Origin of the sequence: Pseudonocardia sp. ICBG1034 (assembly GCF_020131375.1) — a bacterium.
GTDB classification, from domain to species: Bacteria; Actinomycetota; Actinomycetes; order Mycobacteriales; family Pseudonocardiaceae; genus Pseudonocardia; species Pseudonocardia alni.
In genome coordinates this window covers 1-11,975 of record NZ_JAHLEK010000031.1, presented here as the reverse complement: position 1 = coordinate 11,975, position 11,975 = coordinate 1, and the positions used below count along the sequence as shown (strand labels likewise).

General features: G+C 75.1%; 11 protein-coding genes and 2 pseudogenes. 12 read left to right on the top strand and 1 reads right to left on the bottom strand.

Annotated elements, in window-relative coordinates; genetic code table 11:
* On the bottom strand, positions 1-215 hold a 215-nt coding region (locus tag KPF22_RS33490; protein ID WP_224404266.1), incomplete at its 3' end, for an NADP-dependent isocitrate dehydrogenase.
* A 125-nt stretch (positions 216-340) separates the two neighbouring features.
* On the opposite strand from KPF22_RS33490, the gene KPF22_RS31600 reads away from it, so the two are divergent.
* From KPF22_RS31600 to KPF22_RS31545, 12 genes and pseudogenes are all read left to right on the top strand, one after another.
* A complete protein-coding gene (locus tag KPF22_RS31600; protein WP_208826020.1) occupies positions 341-670 on the top strand; it encodes a hypothetical protein in 330 nt (109 codons plus the stop codon).
* 43 nt (positions 671-713) lie between these two features.
* Positions 714-1,556 carry an exodeoxyribonuclease III gene (locus KPF22_RS31595; RefSeq protein ID WP_208826019.1) on the top strand — a complete coding sequence of 281 codons (843 nt, stop codon included), beginning with the start codon at positions 714-716 and terminating at the stop codon, positions 1,554-1,556.
* Positions 1,553-2,365 carry a protein kinase gene (locus tag KPF22_RS31590; RefSeq protein WP_208826018.1) on the top strand — a complete coding sequence of 271 codons (813 nt, stop codon included), beginning with the start codon at positions 1,553-1,555 and terminating at the stop codon, positions 2,363-2,365. Before KPF22_RS31595 ends, KPF22_RS31590 begins: the two co-directional genes overlap by 4 nt.
* A 61-nt stretch (positions 2,366-2,426) precedes the next feature.
* Positions 2,427-2,930 carry a YbaK/EbsC family protein gene (locus tag KPF22_RS31585; RefSeq protein WP_374107462.1) on the top strand — a complete coding sequence of 168 codons (504 nt, stop codon included), beginning with the start codon at positions 2,427-2,429 and terminating at the stop codon, positions 2,928-2,930.
* 82 nt (positions 2,931-3,012) lie between these two features.
* Complete coding sequence (locus tag KPF22_RS31580) at positions 3,013-5,652, top strand: bifunctional FO biosynthesis protein CofGH (RefSeq protein WP_224401462.1); 2,640 nt, start codon at positions 3,013-3,015, stop codon at positions 5,650-5,652.
* A gap of 72 nt (positions 5,653-5,724) precedes the next feature.
* On the top strand, positions 5,725-5,901 hold the full coding sequence (locus KPF22_RS31575; protein WP_224401463.1) for a hypothetical protein: 177 nt from the start codon (positions 5,725-5,727) through the stop codon (positions 5,899-5,901).
* Between the two features lie 531 nt (positions 5,902-6,432).
* Positions 6,433-7,005, top strand: a complete 573-nt coding sequence (locus KPF22_RS31570) for a helix-turn-helix domain-containing protein (RefSeq protein ID WP_224404265.1) — start codon at positions 6,433-6,435, stop codon at positions 7,003-7,005.
* A 25-nt stretch (positions 7,006-7,030) separates the two neighbouring features.
* Positions 7,031-8,049, top strand: a pseudogene (gene trpS / locus KPF22_RS31565) (tryptophan--tRNA ligase).
* 40 nt (positions 8,050-8,089) lie between these two features.
* A complete protein-coding gene (yhjD, locus tag KPF22_RS31560; protein WP_224404264.1) occupies positions 8,090-9,061 on the top strand; it encodes an inner membrane protein YhjD in 972 nt (323 codons plus the stop codon).
* 32 nt (positions 9,062-9,093) lie between these two features.
* Positions 9,094-9,207 (top strand): hypothetical protein, encoded by a 114-nt coding sequence (locus KPF22_RS32615; protein ID WP_308010503.1) that lies wholly within the window; start codon positions 9,094-9,096, stop codon positions 9,205-9,207.
* A gap of 456 nt (positions 9,208-9,663) precedes the next feature.
* Positions 9,664-9,963 (top strand): annotated as a pseudogene (locus tag KPF22_RS33800) (AAA family ATPase); the annotation flags it as partial.
* A 932-nt stretch (positions 9,964-10,895) separates the two neighbouring features.
* The coding region (locus KPF22_RS31545) for a hypothetical protein (protein WP_224404268.1) at positions 10,896-11,975 on the top strand (1,080 nt) is incomplete at its 3' end.

Here is an 11,975-nt window from a genome sequence, read left to right as displayed (position 1 = left end):
CCGGCGAAGGCCTCGATGACCGGCAGGAAGGAGTGGGTCGCCAGTGCCGGCGCCTCGTCGGTGTACGTGTAGATGAGCTTCATCGCGTCCTCAGGCCTGCCTCGGCTCGTCGTGTGTGCTGCCGTGTCCAGCGAGCGGGCCGCGACGGCGCCGGCGGACGGGCCCGGGACGACCGGGCGGGTCCCCGGCGCGGCGACCCGCTGACTGGGCCACACGCTATCTGTTCACCGGCCCCGCCCGCCCGCAGGAGTAACCGGCCCGACACCCCCGTGGTGGTCGAGCCCACGGCCGCGGACCGGCTACCGTGGTCGCGGCAGCGCTCGGCGGGAGGGGAACCACGGTGGCGAAGGTCTTCGGGCTCACCCGGAAGTCGCTCCTGAGGGGCTGGCCGCTGGTCGGGCTCATCGGAGTCGGCCTCACGGTCGTCGCCCTCGCCTACGGCGGTGTCACCGGGAACCTGGAGACCACCGGGTGCCGTGTCGTCGTGCAGGGCGAGCAGGTGACGGTGCGCTCGGCGCCCGGCGACTCGGCGGCGCCGGTCCGCACGCTCCCGGTCGGGACCGAGGTCGCGGCCGAGACGATCGTCGACGGCGGCTTCCGCAAGCTCACCGAGCAGAACCAGTGGGTCCCGGTGGACTCCGTCGCCGCGACCTCGGGCAGCCGGTGCTGAACCCGTCGCGCAGCGTGATCAGGGGTGCGGCACAGTAGACGGTGTGAACGCGCTCGCCACGGTCAACGTCAACGGGGTCCGTGCCGCCGCCACCAAGGGGCTGCTGGAGTGGCTGGCCGCGACCGACGCGCGGGCGGTCTGCCTGCAGGAGGTCCGGGCCCGGCCCGACGAGCTGCCGGCCGCCTTCCTGGCCGCGCTCGACGAGGGCGGCTGGCACCTGCGCCTGGCCCCGTCGCTGACGGCGAAGGGCCGCAACGGCGTCGCGGTGCTGAGCCGGGACGAGCCCGAGGCGGTACGGATCGGCTTCCCGAGCGGAGCCCGCGGAGCGAGCAACGGCACCGACCCCACCACCGACCTCGACGGCCGCTACCTCGAGGTGGACCTGCCCGGCGGGCTCACCGTCGCCTCGCTGTACCTGCCCAAGGGCGAGGCGGGCACCGAGCGGCAGGACCACAAGGACGCGTTCTGCGCGGCCTTCGGTGACCATCTGCGCACCGCGTTCGACCGGTGCGCCGCGACCGGGCGGCAGATGGTCGTCGGCGGGGACTGGAACATCGCGCCCACCGAGCTGGACCTGCGCAACTGGCGCGGGAACCGGCGCAACTCCGGGTTCCTGCCGCACGAGCGGGAGTGGTTCGCGAAGCTGCTCGAGCACGGCTGGCGCGACGTGGTGCGCGAGCGCCACCCGGGCGTCGACGGGCCGTACTCGTGGTGGAGCTACCGCGGGCGGGCCTTCGACAACGACACCGGGTGGCGGATCGATCACATCGTCACCACGCCCGGGCTCGCGGACGCCGCGCACGAGGCCGTCGTGGACCGGGCGCCCGCGCACGACCGGCGCTTCTCCGACCACGCCCCCGTCGTCGTCCGGCTGGGGGCCGTGTGATCGCCGGCCGGATGGTCGGCGGCCGCTACCTGCTGCTCGACGAGCTGGGCCGGCGCGGTTTCGGGCCCACCCACCGAGCCGAGGACCGCATCACCGGCCGCACCGTCGCCGTCACCGAGATCGCGCTGCCCGCGGTCGCAGGGGTCCGGGAGCGGCTGCTCACCGAGGTCCGGGCGGCCGGACGGCTGCGCCACCCGTCGGTCGTCGGGGTGCTGGACCTGGTCACCGACCGGTCCTCGGCCGGGGACATGCGCGAGTACCTGGTCACCGAGCACCCGGAGGCGCGACCGCTGGGTGCGGTCGTCGGGACGGCGCCGCCCTCTCCCCGGCAGGTCGCGCTCGTGGGCCGGGACGTGCTGGCCGCACTGCGTGCGGTGCACGCCGACGGCGGCACCCACGGCGGCCTCGACGCCGACGCGGTGCTGGTCGCCGCCGACGGCCGCGCCCTGCTCACCGACGTCGGCCTCGCCCGCGCGGTCGGTCCGCGCCCCGGCGGGAACGGTGCGCCCGCCGCCCCCGAGGGCGCCGACACCCCGGCCGCGGACCTGTGGTGCCTGGGTGTCGTCCTGCGCGAGGCGGCGGGCCCGCGCCCGTCGGCGGGCAGCGCGCTCGCGACGGTCCTGGACGGCCTCACCGCCGACGACCCGGCCGAGCGCCCGACCCACGACCGGGCCGCCGAGCTGTTCGAACGCGGCGCGCGGCCCCGGTCCCCGGGCGGGGACCTCGGCCGCAACCGCTGGATCCTGCTGGGCGTGGCCGGGGTGCTGGCCGTGGTCGTCGTCGTGCTGCTGGTCCTCGCCGTCCTCTGAACACACCCGGCGGCGGGAACCCGGCGGCGCCCGCGGACGCGGCGGGGGCAGGATGGGCCGGGTGAGCCGGAGCGTCGAACACCCCGCCGACCACCCCCGCGTCGCCGCCGTGAAGGAGGCGTTGCGCCGGGCCGGTGCCGATCCCGCGTCGATCGCGGGCCTGGTGCTGCTGCCCGACGCGGTGACCACCGCGGCCGCGGCGGCCGCCGCGCTGGAGGTGGAGGTCGGCCAGATCGCGAACTCGCTGGTCTTCGACGCCGACGGCGCCCCGCTGCTCGTGCTCACCTCCGGCGCGCACCGGGTCGACACCGACAGGGTCGCCGCCCTGGTCGGCGCGCAGCGGGTCGGCCGGGCGTCCAAGGAGTTCGTGCGCGAGGCGACCGGGCAGGTCATCGGCGGGGTCGCCCCGGTCGGGCACCCGGCGCCGGTACGCACCCTGGTCGACGTCGCACTGGGGGACTTCGACCGGGTCTGGGCGGCCGGCGGGGTGGCCCGCTCGGTGTTCCCGACGACCTTCGACGAGCTCGTCGCGGTCACCGGCGGGACGCCCGCCGAGGTCGCCTGAGCCGTATTCCCGCATCGGCCGTGATCCATCGCCGGGAAACGGACGGTCGCTGCGATGATCCGCGAAACCTAGTGTGGGTGGCATGGCCGATACTCCTGCCGCACCCGTCCCGGCCGAGGCCGAACCGCCGGTCGGACTCCCGACCCCCGCACCCGCCGAACCGGTGCCCTCGGACTCGGCGTTCCGCCGGGCCCTGCGCCGGGTCCGGGACGGGTCCACCCTCGACGTCACCGAGGCCGCCGTCCTGCTCGCCGCCCGCGGTGAGCACCTCGACGAGCTGCTCGGGCACGCCGGCCGGGTCCGCGACGCCGGACTGGTCGAGGAGGGCCGCCCGGGCGTGGTCACCTACTCCCGCAACGTCTTCATCCCGCTGACCCGGCTCTGCCGCGACCGCTGCCACTACTGCACGTTCGCGACCGTCCCGCACAGGCTCGACGACATGTACCTGGAGCGCGACGAGGTCGTCGAGATCGCCCGCCAGGGCGCCGCGCAGGGCTGCAAGGAGGCCCTGTTCACCCTCGGCGACCGCCCCGAGGACCGCTGGCCGCAGGCCCGCGAGTGGCTCGAGGCGCGCGGCTACGACTCCACCCTCGACTACGTCCGGGCCTGCGCGATCGCCGTCCTGGAGGAGACCGGGCTGCTGCCGCACCTCAACCCGGGCGTCATGAGCTGGGAGGAGCTGACCCGGCTCAAGCCGGTCGCGGCCAGCATGGGGATGATGCTGGAGACGACGTCGCAGCGGCTGTTCGAGAGGGGCGGCCCGCACTTCGGCAGCCCCGACAAGGAGCCCGCGGTCCGGCTGCGCGCCCTCACCGACGCCGGCCGCGTCGGCGTCCCGTTCACCACCGGCATCCTGATCGGCATCGGCGAGAACCGCACCGAGCGGGCCGAGTCGCTGTTCGCGATCCGCTCCGCCGCCCGCGCGCACGGGCACGTGCAGGAGGTGATCGTCCAGAACTTCCGCGCCAAGCCCGACACCGCGATGGCGAACGACCCGGACGCCGACCTGGAGGACCTGGCCGCCACCATCGCCGTCGCCCGGCTGGTGCTGGGCCCGAAGGTCCGGCTGCAGGCGCCGCCGAACCTCGTCGGCGACGAGCAGGCGCTGATGCTGCGTGCCGGGATCGACGACTGGGGTGGTGTCTCCCCGGTGACGGTGGACCACGTGTCCCCGGAGATGCCGTGGCCCGCCGTCGACGAGCTGGCCGCGATCACCGAGGCCGAGGGCTTCTCGTTGCAGGAGCGGCTCACCGCCTACCCGAAGTACGTGCGGGCCGGGTCGCCGTGGATCGACGCGCGGCTGCACGGCCACGTCGCCGCGCTGGCCGGGCCGGACGGGCTCGCCCGGCCCGACGCCGTCGTGGAGGGGCGGGCATGGCAGGAACCCGACGGCGGGTTCGCCTCGACCGGGCGCACCGACCTGAACGCCACGATCGACACGACCGGGCGCACCGAGGACCGGCGCAGCGACTTCGGCGACGTCTACGGCGACTGGGACGAGGTGGCCGCCGAGCTGGAGCACCAGCGCGCCGGCCACGGGGCGGCCCCCGAGCGGCTCGACTCCGACGTCCGGGCCGGGCTGGACCTGGCCGCGTCCGACCCGGCAGCGCTGCTCGACCCGGCGCACGCCGACGCCGCGATGGCCGTGCTGACCGCCGACGGGCCCGCGCTGCGCACGCTGCTCGACCTCGCCGACGACGTGCGCAGGCAGGTCACCGGGGACGACGTCACCTACGTGGTCAACCGGAACATCAACTTCTCGAACGTCTGCTACGTCGGCTGCCGGTTCTGCGCGTTCGCCCAGCGCGAGCGCGACGCCGACGCCTTCCGGCTCTCGCTCGACGAGGTCGCCCAGCGCGCCGCGGAGGCCGCCCGTGACGGCGCCACCGAGGTCTGCGTGCAGGGCGGCATCGACCCGCAGCTGCCGGTGTCGTTCTACGCCGACCTGGTCCGCGCGGTCACCGCGGCCGTGCCGGGGATGCACGTGCACGCGTTCTCCCCGATGGAGATCGTCTCCGCGGCGGCCAAGGCCGGGGTGTCGATCCGGGAGTGGCTGACCGAGCTGAAGGCCGCCGGGCTCGGCTCGATCCCGGGCACCGCCGCCGAGATCCTCGACGACGAGGTCCGGTGGGTGCTGACCAAGGGCAAGCTGCCGGCGTCGCAGTGGATCGAGGTCGTCTCGACCGCGCACGAGCTGGGGATCCCCAGCAGCTCGACGATGATGTACGGCCACGTCGACGAGCCCCGGCACTGGCTCGGGCACCTGCGCACACTGGCGTCGATCCAGGACCGCACCGGCGGGTTCACCGAGTTCGTGCCGCTGCCGTTCGTGCACCACAACGCCCCGATCTACCTGGCCGGGATCGCCCGGCCGGGTCCGACGGAGCGCGACAACCGGGCGGTGCACGCGTTCGCCCGGCTCGCACTGCACGGGCGGATCGACCACGTCCAGTGCTCCTGGGTGAAGCTCGGCGACGACCTCGCCGCGGACATCCTGGCCGGGGGCGCCGACGACATGGGCGGCACCCTGATGGAGGAGACGATCTCCCGGATGGCCGGCTCGGAGAACGGCTCCGAGCGCTCCGTCGCCGAGCTCACCGCGATCGCGGCGGCCGCCGGTCGCCCGGTCCGGCAGCGGACGACGACCTACCGCGGCGAGCCCCGCGTGCTCACCCCGGCGTCGGGTACCGGGCCGCGGATGCTGCCGCTGACCCCGGCCTGATCCCGGCCGGTCCCGCGCCGCCCCCGGGCCGCGCGGGACCGGCTCGGCCGCCGATCGGCCTACGGTGGCGGTATGGGTGTACTCGGAGAGATGTTCCCGCGGAAGCGGATGCACGAGGACTCGGACGCCGCGCAGGGCGGGCAGCAGTGGCGGCTCGGCCCGATCGACCTCGACAAGGGCGTGGTGACGGTCGAGCCGGCCTCGCGACCCGAGGACCCGGAGCAGGAGAAGGACCGGGAGAACGGATGACGTGCTGACCGGGACGACGCCCCGCGGCTGCCGCAGCCCCCTCACCGCGCTGTCGCAGGACGTCCGCCCCGGCCGGTGGACCGACCCCCCGACCCGGTCCACCCCGCCGCCGGCCGTGCCCGGAGGCGCGGCTTCGATCGGCAGAGTGAGGCCAACGGTACGATCTTGAGCAGTCCGGGGTCAAGGGAGGCGAGCGGGTGCGGCCGCAGGAGCTGGGCGCCGTGGGGCGCGGCGGTCTCGGCCTGCTCGCCGACACCTGGACGCTGTTGATCCTGCAGCGCGCCTTTCTCGGCGTCAGCCGGTACGCGGGGTGGCGGGAGACCCTCAACATCTCCGACGCGACGTTGTCGGCGCGGGCTGCGCGGTCTCGTCGACGCGGGTCTGCTCGAGCCCCGCAGCTACGCCGACGGTGGCCGCGAGCGCCGCGGCTACGTCCTCACCGAGCGCGGCGGCGACATCTGGAAGCTGCTGATCTGCACCTGGGACTGGGAGAAGACCTGGGTCCCGCGGGAGGTCCCGCTCCCCGAGATCGTGCACCGCGACTGCGGCCGCCCCACCCGGGTGCGGGTGTGCTGCGCGGCCTGCGGCGGCGCGGTCGGGCCGCGGGACACCGACGTCGAGCGCGAGCCGTGGGCGCCGGGGCTGGACCTGCTGGCCCGCAGGCACCCGCGGCGCACCCGCGGCACGCTGCCCGTCGACCCGCTCTCGTTCCTGCCCGGTGCGATGGAGATCATCGGCGACCGGTGGGGTGCCGCCGTCCTCGGCGCCGCGCTCACCGGGATCCGGGCGTTCACCTGCTTCGCCCACGAGCTGGCGATCTCCCCGGAGGTGCTGTCGGACCGGCTGCGCCGCTTCGTCGCGCTCGGGGTGCTCAGCCGCAGCGGCGACGGCGAGTACCGCCTCACCGACAAGGGGCGGGCCAGCTTCCCGATCCACGCCTGCCTGGTCGAGTGGTCGCACCGCTGGTGCGGCGGGGACGGCGCCCCGATCGACCTCACGATCCGCCACCGGGCCTGCGGGCAGCCGCTCTGCGTGCGGCTGGACTGCGAGCAGTGCGGGCGGGCGTTCGCCCGGGACTCGGTGTCCCCGGTGCGCCCGAGATGACGGACGGTAGGGAACGATGGCGGGCATGAACGACGCCCACCGTCCCCGCGTGCTGTCCGGGATCCAGCCCACGGCCGACTCGTTCCACCTCGGCAACTACCTGGGTGCGCTGCGGCAGTGGGTGGCCCTGCAGGACGACCACGAGGCGTTCTACTGCGTCGTGGACCTGCACGCGATCACGGTGGAGCACGACCCGGCCGAGCTGGCCCGGCGTACCCGGGTCGCGGCCGCGCAGCTGCTCGGGCTGGGGCTCGACCCGGACCGCTGCACGCTGTTCGTGCAGTCGCACGTCCCGGAGCACGCGCGGCTGTCCTGGATCCTGGAGTGCATCACCGGTTTCGGCGAGGCCGGCCGGATGACCCAGTTCAAGGACAAGTCCGCCAAGCAGGGCACCGACCGGGCGACGGTCGGCCTGTTCACGTACCCGATCCTGCAGGCCGCGGACATCCTGCTCTACCAGGCCGACCGCGTCCCGGTCGGCGAGGACCAGCGCCAGCACCTGGAGCTGACCCGCAATCTCGCGCAGCGGTTCAACCACCGCTTCGGCAAGACGTTCCGGGTGCCCGAGCCGCACATCCCGCAGGCCACGGCGAAGATCTACGACCTGCAGGATCCGACGGCGAAGATGAGCAAGTCGGCGTCGTCGCCCAGCGGGATCGTGGAGCTCCTCGACCCGCCGCGGACCTCGGCCAAGAAGATCCGGTCCGCGGTGACCGACAACGAGCGCGAGATCCGCTTCGACCCGGAGAACAAGCCGGGCATCGCGAACCTGCTCACCATCAACGCGGCGATGACCGACCGGAAGGTCGCCGAGGTCGAGGCCGAGTACGTCGGCCGCGGCTACGGCGACCTGAAGAAGGACCTGGGCGAGGCGAGATCGTCGCCGCGTTCGCGGAGCCGTTCGCGGAGAAGGTGAACGGCTACCTGGCCGATCCGGCCGAGCTCGACCGGGTGCTCGCGCGCGGTGCCACCCGTGCGCGTGAGGTCTCCGGCGCGACACTGGCCGCGGTTCACGAGAGGATCGGGTTCCTCCCGCCCGCCTGAGCGACGCTCCCGGGGCGGGGAGAACCACCGAACCGGGGGAATGATGGCCGAGAACCGCGCTGCCACGATCGCGCACCGGCTGGAGACCGACGAGGAGGAGACCGAGACCTTCCTCGACCGCCAGCGGGAGAAGCATCCGTGGCTCGACCACCTGGTCCGGGCGGGGGAGCGCTACACCGAGAACCACGGCGACCACTACGCCGCGGCGATCACCTACTTCTCGATCCTGGCGCTGGTACCGCTGCTGATGGTCGGGTTCGCGGCGGCCGGGTTCGTGCTGCGCGGCAACCCTGAGCTCCTCGACTCCCTGCGCCAGGCGATCCAGTCGGCCGCGCCGGGCCAGATCGGCGAGCTGCTCGGCGGGATCGTGCAGACCGCGATCGACCGGGCCGGGGCGATCGGTCTGATCGGTCTGGTCGGCGCGCTGTACTCGGGCATCGGCTGGATGAGCAACCTGCGCGAGGCGCTGACCGAGCAGTGGGGCCAGCGGGACGATGCCCCGCCGATGATCAAGAGGCTGGCGTTCGACCTGCTCGCCCTGGTCGGGCTCGGGCTGGCCCTGGTGCTGTCGTTCGCGATCTCCTCGATCGGTGGCGCGGCGGGGAGGTTCCTGCTCGACCTGGTCGGCCTCGGCGAGGCGACGTGGGCACGCGTGCTGCTGAGCATCGCCTCGTTCCTGCTCGTGCTCGCCGGTAACTGGTTGGTGTTCCTCTGGGTGATCGCCCGCCTGCCGCGCGAACCCGTGTCCCTGCGCAGCGCGGCCAGGGCCGCGCTGATCGGCGCGATCGGGTTCGCGATCCTGCAGCGGGTGATGGTGATCTATCTCGGCTCGGTCACGAACTCCGCGGCCGGTGCGGCTTTCGGCTCGATCCTCGGTCTGCTGGTCTTCATCTTCTTCACCTCGCGTTTCCTGCTGTTCGTGACACCCCGTCCTTCCGCAGCTCCGCCTGCATCGGGGACCACCTTCGCGTCCCGCAGCGCGACGAGCGGGCGCCCGTCGCCGCCGCGCTGACGCCGGTCCTCGGCCTGATCGGCGACGGCCAGGTGCGCGCCACCGTCGACCGGGCCGTGTCCCTCGACGACGCCCCCGGCGCCGTCGCGCACCTGCGGTCCGGCGGAGCCGTCGGCAAGGTCGTGATCGAGGTCGCCGGATCGTGACGCCGCGCCTGTAACCACCGGCGGTGCCCCGACGAGTGCCCGGGCGTGACGGTGTCGGGTGACGGTGTTCGAGCGGCTCTGGGTGTGGCGAGTGCGCGCCGCCTGCGAGCTGGCGCTGGCCCTGTGCGGCGGCGACGAACTCGTCGACGACGCCCGCACCGAGGCCTCCTGGTACGCCGACCTGCTGCACCCGTGGGGACGGCCGGGCCTGCGAGCCCGACGCCCGCGTCCACGCCTGGCTGTCGATCCTGCTCGCCCGGCGCACCGTCGCCGCGGGACCCCTGGAACGGTGACGACACCGTCACTATCGTGGCCGGGCGTGAGGGAGACCCCGGCCGAGGTGTTCCACGGCCGAGTCGCGGAGCTGGACCTGCTCGCCGACGCGCTGCGTGACGCCGTCGCCGGCGGGGCCTCGGCCGTGCTCCTCGGCGGCGACGCGGGGGTCGGCAAGACCCGGTGGTGTCGGAGTTCGGCCGCACCGCGACGAGCGGCGGCGCGGTCGTGCTGTCCGGCCGCGCGCTGGACATCGCCGACGCCCCGCCGTTCTGGCCCGTCGTGTCGGCGCTGCGCGAGCAGTCCCGCACCCGCGGCGCGCTGGGCCGGGAGTGCGCGGCCGCGCTGTCCCGGCTGGACCGCGCCGACGGGCCGGCCGGGCGGGTCGAGATGCTGGGCGAGCTGGCCGCCGTCGTCGAGCGGGCGGCCCGCCGGGCACCGGTGGTGCTCGTCGTCGACGACCTGCACCGCGCCGACCGCTCCACCCGCGACCTGTTCGCCTACCTGCTGGCGGCGCTGTCGTCGTCGCCGGTGCTGCTGGTCGCACCTACCGCGACGACCCGGCCGGTGGCGTCCCGATCGACCTGCTCGGGCTCACCGGGGAGCTGCGCCGGCACCGCGGCGCGTTCGCTTCGCCCGGGTGGAGCCGCTGCCCCGGCACGAGCTGGCCGAGCTGGTCGCGCAGGGGCACCGGAGCGCCACGACGTCGAGGACCTGGTGTGGCGACACTCCGGCGGGAACGTGTTCCTGGCCCGCGAGACCGTCCGTGCCGTGCTCGACGGGGACCGCGGGGCGTGCCGCAGACCGTCCGCGAGCTGGTGCGGGCGGGCGCCGCCGGGCTGTCGACGGGGGCGGTGGAGGTCGTGCGGGCCGTGGCGGCCGGGGTCGGGGAGGTCGAGCACACGCTGCTGGCCGCCGTCGTCGACGTCGACGGGCCGGAGCTGGCCGCAGCCGTGCGGGAGGCGGCCGACGCCGGGGTTCGTCGTCGTCGCCGGTGCCGACGGCTACACGCTGCGGCACGGCCTGATGACCGAGGTCGTCCTCCGCGGACCTGCTCCCCGCCGAGCGGGTCGAGCTGCACGGCCGCTACGCCACCGCGCTGCACGGCGGCCACCGCGTGCCCGGGTCGGCGGCCCGCCTCGCCCACCACTGGCAGCTCGCCGGGCGCCCGGACGAGGCGCTGGCGGCGACCCTCGACGCGGCACAGGAGGCCGAACGGCTGCGCGGCTACGCCGAGGCGCACCGGCACTGGCTGCGCGCAGCGACGCTGCCGGTCCCCGACGCCGTCCGCGACCGCAGCCGCTACCTGGAGCAGGCCGCGTCCGCGGCGGCCCTGGCGGGCGACCACGACTCGGCCGTGGCGCTGCTCTCCGAACGGCTGGCGAGCCCGACGCTCCCCCGGCACCGAACAGGCGGTGCTGCGCTCCCGGCTGGGGCGCTACCTCGGCGCGGCGGGCCAGCTGGCCGAGGCGGAGGAGGCCTACCGGCGCGCCGTCGCCGCCCTGCCCGCCGGCGACGATCCGGCCGACACCGCCGTCGCCGCCCGCGCCGAGGTCCTCGCCGGTTACGCGGCCGCGCTGCTCGACCGGGCCGACTACGCCGGTGCCCGCGCCGTCGCCGAGGACGCACTGGTCGCGGCACGCCGGGGGGGGAGCCGCGGGCGCTGGCGTCGGTACTGGCGACGCTCGGGTTCGGTGCCGCGCACTCCCGCGACGGGCCGCCGGACTCGACGCGCTGACCGAGGCCGTCGCCGTCGCCGAGGTCGACGGCGACCCGGAGACGCTGGGGAGTGCCTGGCCCGGCGCGCGGAGCTGCTGACCGGCCCGCTCAACGCCCTCGACGACGGCGTCGCCGCGGCCCGGGCGGGAGCCGAGCGGATGGCCGGGCTGGGGCTGGGCCGGACCTCGTCGGTGTCCGCGCGGGTGGTGGCGGCGAACGGGCTGTTCCGCGCCGGTGCCTGGGGGACGAGCCGAACGGGAAGTGGCGACGGCATGGTCGGCCGGCCCGTCCGGGCGCAGATGCTGGAGCTGCGCCTGGCCCGCGCCCGACTGCGGATGGGCCGTGGCGACCTCGACGGCTCCGACGTCGACCTCACCGCGGCCGAGCTGATCGCCGGATCGACGGGCCTGCCCAAGCAGCGGTTGCCGCTGCTGATCCTGCGCGCCGGGCTGGAGATGTGGCGGGGCAACCCGGAGCTGGCGTTCGCCCACGTCGGGAAGGGGCTCGACGTCGTCGAGTCCGGCATCGACGACGTCTTCGCGGTCGCGCCGCTGCTCTGGCACGGTGCCGCGCGCACGCCCAGGCCGTCCTCGCCGGACGTCCCCCGACGCCAGCGGACTGCGACGGCTGCGCCGCCACCGGCGCGACCTCCTCGACCGCGGGGACCGCTCCGCCCCCGCGCTGCGCGGGTCATCGCGAGCTACGAGGCCAGTGCTCCGCCGAGGACGCCCGGACCACCGCGGGGTCCGACCGGGCACCTGGCGAGGCGTCGCCGA